Annotated in this window: 16 protein-coding genes; 6 read left to right on the top strand and 10 right to left on the bottom strand. The window is 44.4% G+C overall.

Going from position 1 to position 16790, the window contains the following annotated elements; genetic code table 11:
- The 3 genes from OB236_RS16865 to OB236_RS16855 form a co-directional block, all read left to right on the top strand.
- On the top strand, window positions 1-246 hold a 246-nt coding region (locus OB236_RS16865; protein ID WP_262685038.1), incomplete at its 5' end, for a hypothetical protein.
- Window positions 247-435: 189 nt separating this feature from the next.
- On the top strand, window positions 436-981 hold the full coding sequence (locus OB236_RS16860) for a DoxX family protein (RefSeq protein ID WP_262685037.1): 546 nt from the start codon (window positions 436-438) through the stop codon (window positions 979-981).
- Between the two features lie 804 nt (window positions 982-1785).
- Entirely contained in the window at window positions 1786-2637 is an 852-nt protein-coding gene (locus OB236_RS16855; RefSeq protein ID WP_262685036.1) for an aldo/keto reductase, read from the top strand.
- 190 nt (window positions 2638-2827) lie between these two features.
- Here OB236_RS16855 and OB236_RS16850 read toward each other — a convergent pair whose 3' ends face one another.
- Window positions 2828-3754 carry an AraC family transcriptional regulator gene (locus OB236_RS16850; RefSeq protein ID WP_262685035.1) on the bottom strand — a complete coding sequence of 309 codons (927 nt, stop codon included), beginning with the start codon at window positions 3752-3754 and terminating at the stop codon, window positions 2828-2830.
- A gap of 136 nt (window positions 3755-3890) precedes the next feature.
- On the opposite strand from OB236_RS16850, the gene OB236_RS16845 reads away from it, so the two are divergent.
- The gene (locus tag OB236_RS16845; RefSeq protein WP_262685034.1) at window positions 3891-5216 is read left to right on the top strand and encodes a ferritin-like domain-containing protein; all 1326 of its coding nucleotides are present in this window, start codon (window positions 3891-3893) and stop codon (window positions 5214-5216) included.
- 5 nt (window positions 5217-5221) lie between these two features.
- On the opposite strand, the gene OB236_RS16840 is transcribed toward OB236_RS16845, so the two are convergent.
- Genes OB236_RS16840 through OB236_RS16825 form a run of 4 tightly spaced genes read right to left on the bottom strand, consistent with a single transcriptional unit; the run spans window position 5222 to window position 8766 of the window.
- Complete coding sequence (locus OB236_RS16840) at window positions 5222-6055, bottom strand: hypothetical protein (RefSeq protein WP_262685033.1); 834 nt, start codon at window positions 6053-6055, stop codon at window positions 5222-5224.
- Entirely contained in the window at window positions 6052-6780 is a 729-nt protein-coding gene (locus OB236_RS16835; protein WP_262685032.1) for a hypothetical protein, read from the bottom strand. The genes OB236_RS16840 and OB236_RS16835 overlap by 4 nt, the downstream gene beginning before the upstream one ends.
- Before the next feature lie 40 nt (window positions 6781-6820).
- On the bottom strand, window positions 6821-8356 hold the full coding sequence (locus OB236_RS16830) for a M56 family metallopeptidase (protein ID WP_262685031.1): 1536 nt from the start codon (window positions 8354-8356) through the stop codon (window positions 6821-6823).
- A complete protein-coding gene (locus tag OB236_RS16825) occupies window positions 8353-8766 on the bottom strand; it encodes a BlaI/MecI/CopY family transcriptional regulator (protein ID WP_262685030.1) in 414 nt (137 codons plus the stop codon). Before OB236_RS16825 ends, OB236_RS16830 begins: the two co-directional genes overlap by 4 nt.
- 181 nt (window positions 8767-8947) lie before the next feature.
- Between OB236_RS16825 and OB236_RS16820 the strand changes: the two genes are divergently transcribed.
- On the top strand, window positions 8948-9313 hold the full coding sequence (locus tag OB236_RS16820; protein ID WP_262685029.1) for a hypothetical protein: 366 nt from the start codon (window positions 8948-8950) through the stop codon (window positions 9311-9313).
- A 167-nt stretch (window positions 9314-9480) separates the two neighbouring features.
- Here OB236_RS16820 and OB236_RS16815 read toward each other — a convergent pair whose 3' ends face one another.
- Window positions 9481-9888 carry a nuclear transport factor 2 family protein gene (locus tag OB236_RS16815; RefSeq protein WP_262685028.1) on the bottom strand — a complete coding sequence of 136 codons (408 nt, stop codon included), beginning with the start codon at window positions 9886-9888 and terminating at the stop codon, window positions 9481-9483.
- 72 nt (window positions 9889-9960) lie between these two features.
- The gene (locus OB236_RS16810) at window positions 9961-10428 is read right to left on the bottom strand and encodes a DinB family protein (RefSeq protein ID WP_262685027.1); all 468 of its coding nucleotides are present in this window, start codon (window positions 10426-10428) and stop codon (window positions 9961-9963) included.
- Window positions 10429-10623: 195 nt separating this feature from the next.
- Here OB236_RS16810 and OB236_RS16805 point away from each other — a divergent pair, with 195 nt between their 5' ends.
- Entirely contained in the window at window positions 10624-11526 is a 903-nt protein-coding gene (locus tag OB236_RS16805; RefSeq protein ID WP_262685026.1) for a LysR family transcriptional regulator, read from the top strand.
- Window positions 11527-11682: 156 nt separating this feature from the next.
- On the opposite strand, the gene OB236_RS16800 is transcribed toward OB236_RS16805, so the two are convergent.
- The 3 genes from OB236_RS16800 to OB236_RS16790 all read right to left on the bottom strand — a co-directional run.
- Window positions 11683-12360 (bottom strand): HAD family hydrolase, encoded by a 678-nt coding sequence (locus OB236_RS16800; protein WP_262685025.1) that lies wholly within the window; start codon window positions 12358-12360, stop codon window positions 11683-11685.
- 738 nt (window positions 12361-13098) lie between these two features.
- Window positions 13099-15294, bottom strand: a complete 2196-nt coding sequence (locus OB236_RS16795; protein ID WP_262685024.1) for an S-layer homology domain-containing protein — start codon at window positions 15292-15294, stop codon at window positions 13099-13101.
- 74 nt (window positions 15295-15368) lie between these two features.
- Window positions 15369-16790, bottom strand: a 1422-nt coding sequence (locus OB236_RS16790; RefSeq protein WP_317259356.1) for an immunoglobulin-like domain-containing protein, incomplete at its 5' end; no start/stop codon positions are given.

Genomic DNA, 16790 nt, shown 5'->3' with positions numbered 1-16790 from the left:
AACTCCCTTTCTATAGCTTTAATGCCGGTACCCCGTATGCACCTTGAAGTTCCACAGCATCGCCTGCCCGTAGTTGAATGGCCAGCCGTCAGTCTACAACTTTATTTTCTGCACGAAAAATTTAGCCATCATTTATGGTACGGTTCACCTCGATTGATCTTCAACAAAATGCCCGTTACATCAATAAAGAAAAGTTCCCCGTTAGCTTCTTGCGTAAAGGTAAACAATTTACACTATGTGATTTAAATCACATAAAAATCCTTTAGGACGTGGTACATTAAAGGTGTAGAGAGGAAGTAAACATTCTGTAAAACGAAGGGAAAGATATACCATGAAAACACAAAAACGATCCCGTTCTTAGTTGAAATAGATATAGCTTATTTTCTAGTATAGTATGTGAAAATTTTCACCAATTAATTTTAGGAGATGATTAGCATGTTAGGAAAATGGCTTAGGGAAAATAAATATGCAGCAGGTATCCTGCTATTCGTAAGGTTTTATTTTGGATATGAATGGCTCACTCACGGATGGCAAAAGTTAACAGGCGGATTTACTGCCGAAGGCTTCTTAAATAACGCGGTCACTAAACCAGTAATAGACAAAGCAACCAATGAGCTTGTTTATCCGACCTTCACCGCATTCATACAACACTTTGCTCTACCGAATGTTAAAATCATTAACTTCATGATTCCGCTCGGTGAATTCTTAGTCGGTCTTGGTTTGATTCTTGGTGTTTTGACTACCGCGGCAGCATTCTTTGGACTCATGATGAACTTCATGTTCATGTTCGCGGGTACCGTAAGCACGAATCCTTGGTTTATTCTTATCGGTGGGATCTTGTTCATGGCAGGTGCGAACACCGGTAGATTCGGCATTGACCATTACCTGATGCCCTTCCTTCGCAAGCTGTTAACACACAAGAAAAATCCTACAGACCTAACAACTGGAACGGGTACGAACCACAAACGCTTACATGCTTAATCTAAATCCCTTTAAAAACGCAGCTCCATTGGGGCTGCGTTTTGACGTAAAAGGCACGCAGTCTTGTATAGTATCCTGTCAGTTAGGTGAGAAAAGGCAGCCGATCTTTGATATGCTCCCCTTCAGCGAAATCGGCGATCATAGAAGAGCTTCAAGCAGGTGGAGGCACCCGTATAGAAGTCCCTCAGAAGTACATAGCCCGCTTCGGATTTTGTTGGTGGTAAGAGGATTAGGCAAACAATTGGCACGAATGGGATAACGGTCTCTTTGTTATCTGGTGCATAATAAGGATGTGAAGAGGGGGGATAATACATCGCAATGAGTAACACTTGGAACATTTACATGCTGAGCCTTATCAGCTTTTTGGTCGGTACGTCAGGCCATTCCATCTATGAAAGGCGAAGCATCCATCCCTCTTGGCAAACCTCTTGAAAAATCCGAGATCGCTACTGCGCTCAGCGTGACATTCTTCGTGTTTATCGGCTATTCGGTGGTTAATACGTATAGGCTCCAAACTTGGTAGTATTCTGGCGGATCGGACTGGCACCATGCGCACGCTCGACAACAGCATTATCTCTTCGCTCGTATCGAAGGAGTTACCGTGGGTAGATCGTCGATATTGTCGATCTGCTGGATTGGAGCCGTTGCCGTCGCGGCGGCGGTCGTGTGGTGTGGTGGCCGTTCCCTTCGGCCTTACCCGTACGATCTCGAAACGCGCGGCGAGTGAGTGAGTGAGCCTGTTATGGTTGTAAGGGATAAGATTAAATCGACTTACAAATAATTTTTAAAAATGGAGGATTTTATATGCAAAAAGTAATTTTGAACAATGGTGTTGAGATGCCTATACTCGGTTTTGGTGTATTCCAGATAGCAGATCAAAATGAATGTGAACAAAGCGTTTATGACGCTATTATGGCAGGCTATCGGCTGATTGATACAGCTGCCTCGTATCTAAATGAAGAAGCAGTTGGCAGAGCGATCAAACGGAGTGGCGTGGCAAGAGAGGAATTATTTATTACTACGAAACTTTGGGTTCAGGATGCTGGTTATGAGCGCACAAAAAATGCATTTAAAAAATCACTGGAAAGATTGCAGTTGGATTATTTGGATTTGTATTTAATTCATCAGCCATTCGGCGATGTGCATGGTTCTTGGCGCGCTATGGAGGAATTGTATCGTGAAGGAAAGGTCCGTGCAATTGGCATTAGTAACTTCCACGAGGATCGCCTGATCGATTTGATTATTCATAATGAAGTAGTTCCTGCCGTAAACCAGGTTGAAACGCATCCTTTCAACCAACAAATCCAAAATGCAAAATTCATGAAAGAGAATAATGTTCAGATCGAATCCTGGGCGCCTTTTGCTGAAGGGAAAAATAACTTGTTCCAGAATGAGCTATTGGTAGCCTTAGCTGAAAAGTATAATAAATCCGTTGCTCAAGTGGTTTTACGTTGGTTGACACAAAGAGAAGTCGTTGTGATTCCAAAGTCCGTTCGTAAAGAAAGAATTATCGAAAACTTCAATATCTTTGATTTTGAATTAAGCCAGGGGGATATGGAGTCGATAACTACGTTAGATACGAAACAGAGCCTATTCTTTTCACATCGCGATCCTGAAAAGGTGAAATGGATCGGTACCCGTAAACTTGATATCTAACCATCGCTATTTCGAAAGTTCACCGGCAGGTTCTGTTTCCGCAAAAGAACACTGGGAAATAATTCGTTAATTTAATAATTAAATGTAAGGAGCAGATGCACTTAGGCAAACTGCTCCTTATTTCGTTTGCAGAATCCAGGTATTTATTAGAAGAAAAATATCAGGTTTTCCGATATGCATGATGATACTCTTACTGTTTGGGGTCAGCGTAATCTTCTCTTGAATGTTCTGTGACCGCCTTTCGACGGTATGTTCCAGGCGACACACCGACCACTTGCTTGAACACTCGGTTAAAATGACTAAGATCATCGAAGCCGATTTCTTTGGCGACATGAATGATTTTGTCATCAGTCGTCTCCAGTAGACGCTTAGCGAATCGAATACGAATATCATTACGATATTCCAAAAACGTCTTACCTACTACCCCTCGGAACAGCGCGGTGAATTTACTTTGGCTCATGCCTGCCATCGAGCTCACTTGCTCAAGCGTCAACGGACTGGCGTGGCGTAACTCGATGAATTGACAGACCCGTTCGATCATTTCATTGTCGCTTGCGATGGAGGAAAGCGGCTTTTGCTTGTTTTTCTCGTATATTCGGCTTAGAGTTATGAAAATCTCAATTAATTTGGTCTTAATGAGGAAACGATAACCGCTTTCTTTGGATTTGTATTCATGAATGAGCCGATCCATCAACTCACGAAGCTCGAACTGCTGCCTCAAGTTCAATGTTAATTTGCATTGGAATGATATGTTAGACCGCAGGAATGGTTCCATGTAGTAGAAGTCAATAAACGAAGTCACGTTCGACAACGCCTTGAGCTCGCCGATCAAAAGCGAGGGCACGAATAATACATTAACTACCTTTAATTGCTGGTTCTCTCCAACGCGGTAGGCATGTTCCTTCCCCGGCTCGATGATGAAAACGTCTCCTTGCGATATCGGAAATAACTCCCCTTCGTATTCATGCTCTCCCTCACCCTGGGTAATGAAGGCGAGTTCCACGAACTCGTGCGTGTGCGGAGGAATCGTCTTGTTGCTCTCAACTTGATAAGGAGCGGCATGAAAGAGAAAATCCTTGCTTTCTAAAAACTTATCGTTTTTGTAAAAGTCTGTCACGTCTCCTCGATCGCTCCTTAAACTGTCGGATTCGCCAATTCGTTCGTTAAATCCACCAAGTCTATTTTCCTACCTTCATTATACAATGGTAACAGTGAAGTTAAACTAAAAATCACGATGAAGGGATGGCGTTCAAATGACTGTCCAATTTGAAATCGAGAGATTCGAATCGCAAGAATTACGCAATAAACTCGGAGATTACTGGATGCGTGTGCCGGAACAAATCTCACTTTTGAATCGTTTTATTTTTCTGGATTGGGCTTCAGCCCGACTCATTGCCGGCTGGGTTCCCGCAGCGAAGGAACTTGGATGGAAGTCCGAGCTTAGCCGACACATGTGGATAGATATGACCTGTGCGAATCGTCTTCTTGGCCGCAAGGAAGAGCTTGCTGCAAACGCCAAGATCCATATTCCTACTCCACAAATCCAGAAGTTTCTACAGGATGTATCAGAGGCGGACGACTTCTACGCGTTCCTGGCAGGCTGGTATCTTGAGGTTAAAAAAGAGATCATCCACGCATTAGAACGACTTACCGAATCACTCGACCCGATCTTTGACGCACCGACATTAGAGCTTATCGCCGAGCTGCTGCCAAAAAAACGCGATCAGATCGAATGGGCCAAACGCCTTATCCATGATTCTGTGAAAGAACCTGCCATTCTTGAAAGCGTAACAAGATGGCGCAAATACGCACGCGAATACGTCAGGCACCTGAACGGCATAGATGGACGTGCAGATTTGGGCGCTGTTTCAAAACCAACCAAACCGAATGTGGAATCCTATGGACCCGCTCCAAAGAAAAGAACGATGCCCGACTGGTTGATAAAGGGAGACTTCGAAAATCCACCGGAAGACGTGCGCGACAACCTGAAAATATTCATGTGGCACTATATGACAGAAATTCAGGTTGTCGATCCAATGTGCTATGTTTTCTATGGACTGGACGACATGCCCTTTGAATTTTACGTCGATTTTAGCCGCCATATCTGGGACGAGAGTCGCCACCATCAGATGGGTGTTCGTAGGCTAGAACAAATGGGTTATGACATCAAGCAGTTTCCTATTCCTTTTGTCGAAGATGCGATTCAAGAGCTGGAGCATTTCTATGCGGAATTGACGATGTTTGGCGAATCGTGTTCGTTCAGCCGCAAAAAGAAATCAATGGACAGCTTTTACGCTAAATCCGATATTATCTCCGGCATGACTGCCGAGATCGATATCGTCGACGAACGAACACATGTAAAGTTCGGTAAAAAGTGGACGCCCGTGCTTTACAAACATCGACTTGAAAATGAACAAAGCTTAGACGAAATCGTTCGTAGCATTATGGACCGACGATTTGCTGGAGCCGCAGAAGGTAGCGATCTCGGGAAGCTCAGCGAGGAAGAACGCAGAAGCATTACGCACTTTGCCTTCTGCGGCAAAATCGAATTCAAGAATCTAGTTTTTGACAAGCTATAATCATTTCAAAAGTCATCAGAAATACTGACTATATATTCCTGCTCTTCCTCTGGGGCAGATACGGCAGGGGTGAGAGCACTTTCCAGCCGGGAAGCCTCGTCAGCCCTGCTCTCGGAAGTGTCATGCAACATGGATTCCTTTGGATTGGTTTCACTGCTCTTCGAAGCTATCGTTTTATTTACCTGCCCGGCTATCTCAAGCAGCTTGCCGTTCAGCGACTCCGCTTTGTCCTTTAACGCCGCTGAACGTGCCGGATCGCTGTGCTCCCAAGATTTTGCCTCCCTGTTCAGGGTCAATTGAGCTCTAGTCACACTGCTGCTCTGATTCATTCCGGTACTTGCAGATATCAGGGTCTTCATCTGGTGTGTTCCAAGCGATTCGGTTTGTTCTCCGTTCGAGCAAGGGGCATCGGGATTCCGGGTCTCCTCATTTGTCTTTTCGTCCTCCCTGCCCTCGTCATTCATTCCCAGCGCTTTTCTCTGCTCCTCAAGCTGCAGCTTGCTCAGCTGATTATCGATTTTTTCAAGCTGTGTATCAAGCTCGTCCAATTCCATTTGTATCACTTCCGGACTTGTACCCTTCTCCATAGCTTGGGTAACGTATTGCTGGCGTCTTTCCATGATGTTTTGTTTCTGTTCCATCAACCTCCCAAGCACAGATGGTTTGCTTCCATTTTGCTTCGACAAGGATAGGGCTTGTCGGCTAATAGACAGACTGTCCTGCTTCTTATTCGACTGCTTGTCTCCATTCTGATTCGCAAGCCCTGTCCATTTTGATATGGGTATATTTTCCATAATCGATAGACCAACAATAGGACTATATTTATAGTCTATTTTCACAAAAGAAGACCTCCTCTGGTCGAAATCAAGCTTGACGCAGAGTACCGCTGAAGTGCTCTGGCTTCAGTAAGCTTTTGCAGCAGAGCCAGATTAGTATTCGAATTCATACCCTGTGAGGACCAGGCATTACCGGGTATAGCGCTTGTAAGAAACGGCGTTTGCACGGTCATGCCCAGCCATGCGCTGCCATCACGCATCGCTTCCAACTGCCGTTCAACGGCTCTCTTCTTCAGCTTCTCTGCCTCGATCTTCCTTCCTTTCTCCATTTCCTCGGGAGAGGCTATAGATGCGCTCCAGATGGTCCATGTGCCATCCTCATGGATAATCAGGCTAGAATCTATGGTTCTGATTCCGTACAGCTGATCTTTTTTGGTGAAATCCGGTCGTTCCACATGGACATAATGAAGGATAGCGCCCTCCACCTTAGCTCGAAGCGCGGGGTCGCTTCGCATTTTCTCCGCAACGCTTGGCGGGATCATGACATCCTTTAATCCTCCTCTCCTGCCTCTGTTTGCAATTTCTCGCTCACCCTTGGGAATAGACTCTACACCAATGGACACACCGTATAATCCTGACAGGCCGCTTGTCACATTCCGTGTATATACCTGAGCTAATAATTGTTCAAATCCGGTTGGACCCAGGCCGTCTAGTCCGGCCTTGTTCAGCTGCATCCTGGTATACATTGCTGCAGAGCTCTCCGCACTGTCTGAAATAGACATGTTCATGTTTCTTCCTCCATTCAAAATGAATTCGTGTCCAATCAAGTTAAAGCTCGATTTCATCGCTCAGCCCGGAATCAGTCAAATCCACCATCGTACTTCTCCCTAAACCAATGGTGAACGCTTTAATATAGGTGTAGTCGTGTTTCAACGTCACCCAAAGTCTCCCTGTGTTCAGACCTCTTCTGCCAAGCTCTTCTTGAATGCGATTCGATTGGATGACCATCGGCCGATCCGATTTCAGGCCTGACAACGACTCCAGCTTATCCATCGTCTGACGAAATGCACTTTGCACGACGGCCTCTTTTAGCAGCAGGACAGCTTCCTCGTCCGGCCCAGCTGTGCCTGTCATTTGATTCGAGATACTGTCGATGACCGCCATGCTTTGCGGATTGGCATCACCGGCCAGCCAAAATACATAAAGCGTCGGGTTGGCCGAGCTGCTGCCATCTCCCTCCGCATACAGGCTATTTCCTGTCAAAAAGCATCCGCACATAAGTACGAGCACACCTGCAGAAATGAAGGAGGACAGTTTGCCTCTCTTGAAAGAAGCATATCCGGCAATTTTCAAAATTCGCTCCTTCAATTGTGATCGTCCTGCAGCCCAATGTGCACCAGCGTAGTCAGGATGTACAAAACGATGGTTCAGCTCGCCTTGTTTGATCAACAGCATTCCGTAGAGGAGCTGTTCCTCTGCATTCATCCGACGTAAAACACGGGCATCACAGCTGATTTCAACATCATCCCTGATTTTTGCTATGGCAAGACGAATCAGCGGATTGAACCAATATACGGCCTGCATAAGCCCGGATAACCGTAAGATGGCTATGTCATATTGCTTGGCATGATTCAGCTCGTGAAGCAAAATGTGCCGCAGCTCACCAACATCATAAAGGGTTGTGTAATCATAAGGAATCAGGATACGTGGCTTGAACAAACCGTACAGAACCGGATAAATCGTCCCGGATACCATCAACCTCACGTTTTGTTTCACCCCTGCTACTTCCTTGCATTGCTGAAACAGGCTCAATACCTGCATATCTTCACAGGGAAACGCATTGGCAGCCAGACGGCGCGCCTTACGACTCCTGATTGCCCCAAGTGTGAGGGTAACAATAAATCCCCCAAGCCATATGAGGCCCGCTCCCGTTAAAATGCTCTGGAATCCGTCACTTTGCCTGCGCAGCTTAACAACAGCCGGATCAGGAAGCCAACCCGCCTTATCCGCCGTGATACCGTCTGCCTTCCCTCCGGAGGGATAGCCGCTGTCCAGGGTCCCCCAGTGATTTGCCCACGCTTCCTGTGCTTCATTCCACCCGTCCCCTGCAGCCTCCAATGCCCTGTTGACACTGTACGGATGATGATAAAACAAAGTATCTGTCCAGTTCTCGATGCTGAAAGGACTAGGTACGTTGAATGGAACGGCTAATTTGACCAGTAAAATAAGCCACAGCCACCGCATTACGCGCGGACTCACCCATCCCGCGCCGAAACGGCGCAAAGCAAGCACAACCATGACAAGGACGGAAGCGGACAGGGTCAGATCCAGCACTTTCATGACAATCACATGCAGCAGCATCATTTCGTGTTCCCGCCCTCACCTTGTTCACCCATGCGGCGGTTTAGCAGGCTTCTCAGCTGCTGTACTTCCTCCGGAGTCATGCTGCTATCCTTAACAAAGCCTGTTAGCAAGGTGCTCATACTCCCGTCATAATACAGCTTCAAAAACTGCTCGCGCTCCTGCTTGAGATAATCTTCTTCCTGGATTAACGCGTAATAATGATATACACGACTGTCATGCACATCCACGTGGAAGCCAACGGCCTGCTTCGCGACCAGATTCCGCAGCAGCGTCTTGATTGTCCGGAAGTGCCAATCAGACTGTTTGGAGATGTACTCAACAATATTGGACGCTGTACACGGCTGTTCCTTCCAAATCACTTTCATCACAATAAGCTCGGAAGGCGTAATCAGGTGATCTTTGCCCGGCATGCATTCTACTCCTTTCAAATAGACTAAAGACTAAATGAGTAGTCTATCTAAACAAATTTTTTCCTCTATAATATTATCGGATCGCAATTGGACTATTGTTATAGTCAATTTGCCTCAGGCGGGTCCCCGAGACACATCTGCCATATTTAGCTTTGAAATTGTCGGAAATCATAGAACTTCAATGGGTGACGAAAATAATGGCGATTGGGTAGTTAAAGAGTCTTGGGGACGGCTCATTGTAAGCGTCGACGGCAAAAAAATCAATATTACGGATGCGCTTAAGGAAAAGGGTTATTTTTACTATGACTATCGGGATGATGCCAACATCCTGCATCGGCTGTATATCGTTAAAAATGCAGGTGGAACCAAAGATTACGCAGAGCGCTGGTACTCCCAGCAAGAATGGCTACCAGAGCTAGGTATGGGAGGAGGTTCTAGGGGAATGAGCGGACCTTTAGGGCAGGCCATTGTGTTGGCAGAAATAGATGTGAAAGAAGACGGCAAAGATCTTGATACTATGCTAAAAAAACGTTTAGAGAAATACTGAACCGAATATGGTGAATAGACCTTTGTGTCCGTAATAAGAGAATTGGAATGACTAAAAGCTGTCGGAAACTCTCGACAGCTTTTAGTTCGTGGATGAGGGCAAGAAATATAACTCCTTCATCTTTCCACAGCTTTTTAAATGCATAAGATTTCCGTTCATGATAGTATCTATGATGGGGTCTCATAGTTTTTTAACGGCATACCTACATATTCGCGGAAGGAGCGGACCCGCCCTGCCTCGAACTCGAAAATGACCGCAAGCTCATTACGATAAGGCCGCCCATTCAACGAACCTTCCGCTCGAAATACCACCATCCCGTTGTCCTCATTCTCAAGCACGATGAGCGGAGTCAGCTGCACCTGCAATACAGAACGCTCGAACCTGATCAATTCCACGAACCGCTCTTTGCCTTGCTGCTCGTGATTCCACCCCTCTAGCGGGAGCGGAACGAAGAAATGAAAATCTTCCGCAACCTTCTTAAGAAAATCGACTGTATGCCCTGTTTCGAAAGCCTGTTTAAAAGCATCAAACACTTCGCTAGTTCGGGATGGGACTGAGCTTACGGATTTCTCCATGAAAGAATCCTCCTAAAGAATTATTGTCTGATTGTTGAGGTACCATGAAAAAGAACTCTTGCTTTTCATCGGTTAGCGCGACAGGACCTTTAGCTGGCTCGATATCGTTCCAAGGTGAATGGCTTCGTGAATCAGAGCGAAGTTGAACAACTCACCGGCGGTGTTGAATTGGAACGGTCCCAAAGCATACGGAGTTGAATGCTTCTCGCCCAGCATTTCTGGTGTCAGCTCAGATAGCCGTGAAAGCTGCTCCGTTAACATCTCGACTAACTCTTCCTTCGATGGTGGAGCAAATGTCCAGTCCAAGGGCTTTGTCCCAGAGTTAAACAGCGTATCATACGAGCCCGGTATGGCCGACGGAGAGCTGAAGCTTAGGTTAGAATACTTATCCATCCAATAAATCATATGGCCGACATTCCAACGAATTGTATTGTTGAATCCTGCCGTTTGAATGTCGAACAATTCCTCTTGGATAGCTTGCACCTGCTGTAGTACCACTTGACGCACGATTTTTGCTGTGTTGATAATCATTTCAGACATGTTGATTTCCTCCTTTGTAATGAGAAGCGCTTGATATGTTCCAAGTATAGGTCTCATGGAACTTTCCATCAATGCAGTGGACATTACCGGAACGTTAAGTATAAGTTAACGATTATTATTGACAGATAAAGAAGATGCAGTGACAATAATCCTTGAACATGCATTCAGTGATGCAATTGAAAGTAGGTGTAAGCTATGGAGCTAAAACAACTACAGTATTTTATGGCGATTTGTGAAGAGCTTCACTTCACGAGAGCAGCCGAAAAAATGGGAGTCAGCGCACCCAACATCAGCCAGCAGATACGGAGATTGGAAGAAGAATTAGGGGTTCTGTTATTCGATCGTGTGGGAAAAACAATTGTCCTTACAGAAGCCGGAGCGATTCTTCATCAACATGGTACTGCCGTGTTCGGACATCTGCAGCAAGCGAGCGACGCCATTGCTGACCTGAAGCAGATGCAAGGCGGATCGCTATCCATCGGCGTCTTGCCCGGTGACGCGGATCTCATGTTTAATGCCTTGCTATTGAATTTCCATCAGACCTATCCCACCATCTCGCTGTCCCTTCTGGAAACCATGAAAGTAACAGAACAAGTTCTGGACCGAAGCATCGATGTCGGCGTAACCATTGGACCTGTTATCGATGAACGTCTCACATCAATTCCCCTGTTTCATGAGGAGTTCTCATTGGCGGTAAGTATGAAGGATCCCCTTGCTACGGAGAACTTCGTTCCCTTGAACAGGCTGCATGCCTTGAAGATGGTGATGTTCCCACCCGACCATCAATGCCGCAAGCTGATCGACCGCTTTTGCATGGATAACGGATTTACCCTGCAGCCGCATATAGTGACGACAACGTTATCCTCCCTCCTCCAGATGGTACAGAGCGGAGTTGGTACCTGTGTTCTGCCGCGATTGCTACTGGATAATCTTCACCATACAGACATCAAAGTCGTGCACCTGAGGAATCCTACGCCTTCTCAGGACATTTGTCTGATCTACCGCAGCGACAGATATGTCGGATACGCCATGCGCACGTTCATCAAGACTTTGAGAACCTATATCGAGACCGCTATCAATCATGCAAAGTCTTCATAGATAGTTTACATGTATTCAATGTATTTTTTGGTGGGAGCATCAACAAAAAACAGACCAAAACTGAAAAATACAGTTGGTCTGTTTTTTTCTATTATTCAACTCTAACGTTTCTCGTTACTTCAATGAAATAAGCAGGATTTAGTCCATTACAAGGTTTTAGATTAGCTCAAGAACATGCATGGGTTCTGCAATTTGCTGAAATTCATCAGCTTTAGTTCCTCTATTCATAAACCAAGTAGCACGATAAGCCTTAATACCTGCGTTAGTTGCACCCACAAGTTCGTTTGCACCTCCATCACCAATAAATATGGTTTCGGAAGGTTCTACTTTTAGTTTATCGCAAGCCAACATGTAAATTTCTTTGTGTGGCTTAGAGCATTTGACTTGGCAAGAAAGTACAAGTTCATCAATAAAACTTACCAAAGCACTATCAAAAAGACCATGAATTTCTTCTGATGAGCAGTTACTAATTAATCCAATTTTGATACCTCTTCGCTTTAATTCTTCAAACAACTTAAGTATATTTGGTTCAATTTGACGAAAGAGTAATAGCTTCGTGGATACTCGTTTTTCATTAAGTGAATGAAGGGTTGCATCATCAACATCAATATTCAGCGTATGACAAATGTCTTTCAATACCATGAAGTAATCTTCGAAATATCCATTTAACCTTCCTGGTCTTCTGGCAACCCATTCCCGTTCAAATAATTCTTCACTAATCCCTAGTGACGGTCCAGGAGAAACGCTGTCTGGAGTGCCAAACTCTATAGTCCTCCCATTTTCCCTTTCTGTTATGAGCGTCTCAAACAAATCAAAGAAAACAGCCTTTACCATCTAGACCCCACTCCTCAATCAACTTTGTAATCTATTTCTCTGTGAAACTTTATCACATATAATGAACTAAATCCAAACAATTTTTCCAACAGAATGCTTCAAATTAGTCCATTGAGGAGTTGAGGAAAAGAAACGGTTTTTGTTTGAATATCCAACATCCGAGTTCGTACATCGTTTTTAGAAACGAAAATAGCATCTCCATTTTTATCAAAACAGTATGCAATGGGTATGGATACATCACTACCTCTGAATGAGCCGTCGGCGTGACTCGTACCAATAATCATTGATTTATATGCTACAGCAATCTTTTTTGCTTCATTTATCCATTCGTCGAACTGTTCCTCACTGAACATTCATACACCGATTGGATGTACAATTATGTCAATGGCAGGAGTATCTTCATTCAATTCATCACAAAGTATGTGTCCTATCTTCAGACCCTCGACCGCCTTAAAAGTCGTCTGACTGTACTTAATCCTCTTGAGAAAATTCCTTTAATAATGTCCTGCTTGTTCCACATGAGTCTCTTTAGCCATGTCGATACCTACAACAAGATGAGATGTGATAATTCTTTAAATTCAGTTGATTTTGTCCTTCTGTTTGTTTAAACTTCATAGTAAAAGCGCCTCCTTGATGGTGTTGGGTTTAGAACCCGTGGACAAACCCATCATAACGAGGCGCTCTTTTTTTGACAAAGGCTATTTCTTAGCCTTAACGAAAAACTCATCTTAAATTACATTATTGTTTTAATGATAATGCTCTTAGGATAACAGTTGCTGCTTCCGCTCGAGTTGTTTTCCCTTTTGGTTTCAAGGTTCCGTCTTCAAAGCCATCCATTAATCCTTTTGAAGTCGTAGTAGCTATGGCAGCTTTTGCCCAATCGGAAACGTCGGAGCTATCTGCATAAGCCTTGCCGTCGGCAACCAACTCCATTTTATTGACACTTGCAATTAGAACAGCCATCTGCTCACGGGTAATAAGGTCGTCAGGACCAAAAGTCGTATCGCTGTAGCCAGAAATAATTCCATGCATTGCAGCTGTGGAGATTGAATTGTGTGCCCAATGATTGGCGGTATCCACAAAAACCTTCCCATCTTTTGCCGGAAGATTAAAAGCTTTTACGACAACCGAAACGAATTCAGCACGGGTAATGTTAGTAGCTGGTTTAAATGTTCCATCAGGATATCCGTTTATAGCCCCCAACTGAATCAGGTCTTGAATGCTTTTTTCCGCCCAATGCCCCTTTATGTCAGAAAAATCTACAGAACCAGGTGCAGATGTGGAAGCCTCTCTTTTAACCGAAGCATAAATGGCGAATTTTGTAAAATGATTAACGGTTCCGCTTACCGTTGAATTAGCTTTATCGACTTGTGTGTTATCCAACTGAATCCATTGGTTTGTTTGTTCATTCAACCAGTATACAGCAACCGATGTTTTATCCAAATCAACGGAGGTTTTGTCAAACGGCAATGTAATAGATACGGATTTGCTAAATTCACCAAATTTATCTTTTTTAATCTCATAGACATCACTTACAAGTTTTAGTGATGGAGTTGCAGGCAAAGTAGCCGTATTAGTTACTTTATCAACAGTCACCCTAATATCACTCGTAACCGCCCCGTCCGGAATGACAATTACAACTCCATTTTGGTTAACGGTACCTCCATTGGATAATATGATATCTGTGTTTATTACAGAGCTGCCTCCACCGCCGCTGCTACCAGAACTGGTTGTGGGAGTCGTTGGTGGTGCTGTCGTATAGCTCGCAAATTTAGTGAAATGCTTCGTCCAAATAACTTGGTCGCTGCCAACATCAATTTTCGCATCGCCCCCTGCCACAATTTCTCTATCCGCAGCAGCTTGTGTATCAGCACTTATTGTTTCAGTAATGGGTGTAAATATGCTACCTTTTACATAGCCAGCCGCTTTTCCTGCTTGGTTTGGTATAAGAAGCCGCACTCCTTTATCAAAGGTTAAAGTAACATCAGGTGATCCAACTTCAACAACTGTACTAACTGCTCCACTAGCTACCGATACACTACTATTGCTCTGAATCTCCGGTAGTTTAATGACATTATCCCAGTTTGCCGGAGCTGTAATTTGAGTGCCGGCAGGAATTGTAACACTAACAATCCCCAATGAAGTAACAACTTTCACTTCTATTAGCGGAAGCGTGGCATGTTTTATTGTTCCTAACGTAACAGTCGGGACTTGCATGGTCGCATTCATTGAACCTGCTGGTACAGAAATGCTTAATGGCTCCGTAGATACTAGGATTGGAACATTTGGGACTGCGATTCGAGTAGCTGGTCTTTTTATGTAAAGACTGTAGATTTTTCGGGTTGTTCCATCTTGAGCCGTCACTTCAACCAAGACGGTATTGGAACCCTCCATTAGATTAATTTGTTTAGAGTTCGTTTTTTCACTATTAATTGTAACCGTTGCCTCGGTGTCATCTGCATTTGCCGAAACCGTTATACTTGTAACGCTGTTTCCTACACTAGCTGTATATTCCGTTTTATCGGCAGAAAAGTCTACGGATGCTTCACTTAATTGTAAAGCTTTCAAGTTCGCATTCGTTCTTACAACTGCCGCTGTTTCCACTGTAAATTCGTCTGTAATCACGTCTGATCCCTTACCCGCAACGACCGTGTAGTTACCTAAATCGGCATCTATTGGCAGCTTGAAGCTTGTAGTGTAGCCTCCATTAATAGGAACTGCAACATCGTAATACAAAATAGTAGTATTAGGACGGATGGCTTTAATAATAACTTCATTTAAACTGGTTGTTCCCGATATAGTAACCGTATCGCCAGGATTTTTTGTGGGTATATCCGTTAAAGTAACATTCACCGATGCAGCTATAATATTCAATGGCATTAAAGTAAGTAGTAGTGCAATAATTGTTGCGATATTAAATAATCGTATCTTCACTCGATATCCTCGCTTTCATGTTGTAAATCGAACCCGGCAAACCCGGGTCCGAATCTACTAATAAATGGTGTTAACTATTCTAAAGTTATGGCTTTAGCTAATTGGTTACCGACATCTGTAAAACTGTTGCTGTAACTATCCACTACAAATACGTCAACCTTGTAGTCCGAACCTGTGACATTAAAGTAAGCAGTCAGTGCTTCAGAGAATTGAATGTCTTTCTCCAGAGCAACGATACTAACTGGAATCTCACCCTTCATCAATTGAAAGATGACCACTTCATTGCCTGTGTGTACAATTGAACCCATAATATTCCCTGTCACCGTTACTGTAGCCTTGATTCCGCCAGCCTTGCTAAGCGTTCCTCCACTAATAATGAAAGGTTGAGAAACAGGAGTTAATATTAACGTAACATTTGAAGGACTCGAAACATTACCCACAGTGTCTACGGCATATACTTTATATTCCCCGGCAGTTAAACCTGTCGTTGAAAGGCTTGTATCTGTGTTAGCTGTACTTACCGTTTCCTTTATTGCCGTACCTGCTGTAAACAGCGCATCAAGAGAAGCTTTATTCGTTACAGCAGCTGAAGCAGATACCAGATAAAGCGTCCCTACTTCGTTGCTTTGTACCCCTGTGATCGCACTACCGACAGCGAATGTTGTCACATTCGTCATTGTGACTGTTGGCGCTATTAGGTCTGGAACTATTACGTCTGGTGCTGCCACGACGATCAACGTAAACGTTTTTGTAGCAGTTTCTGTACCTTTAGTGATTGTCGCTGTTAAGGTTACTGTCGCATTGCCTGCTCCATGTACAGGACGGGTTACCGTACCTGTCGTCGTAAGAATGTCTGTGTTATCGGATACCCATGCAATCGCGGTTCCATTTGTTCCTGTTGTTGGCAAGGTTACATTTTGCGATACGCTCGATACCGTATCGCTACCGCCAAAAGTAATTACCAATGCCGTTTTTGCTCCGTCTACCGCTTGTGCATCCGAGATCTGTACATCCATATCAATAATGAATTGGAACCATCGTGAATTACCTGCAAGATCATAAACTTGTAAAAAGTAACTGCCGCTTTCGCTAATCGTCTGGCCCCACGTGTAACCCTCGACGCTCTGGTTATCCTTCCTCAAGCTCACCCAGCCAATATTGGTGTCTGGGCTGGTCGGCGTTACACTGCTATTATAGCGTTGCCCAGCCGTTACCCCATTCACAATAGGATTCGTCCGATCTATCGCAAAGTGCAATGTTGTGACATTGCCTGCGTGATCCGTGACCACCAACACATATATGCCTTCATTGAAAATCAACTGACCCAAGGCGTAATCGGCTACTACAGTACCATCCTTTGTCAAGCTCACTGTGTTTATATCGGTATCAGGGCTATTCAGTCTAACTCGATCGTTAAACCAATGCCCATCCGGTACCTCTAAGCCGGCATCATACATGGTATTAAGTATGATAGGAGCAGCCCTGTCACCAATCGT

The sequence above is a fragment of the Paenibacillus baimaensis genome, assembly GCF_025567575.1.
The sequence above is the reverse complement of the archived record's forward strand: the minus strand, read 5'-3'. Positions and strand labels throughout refer to the sequence as shown.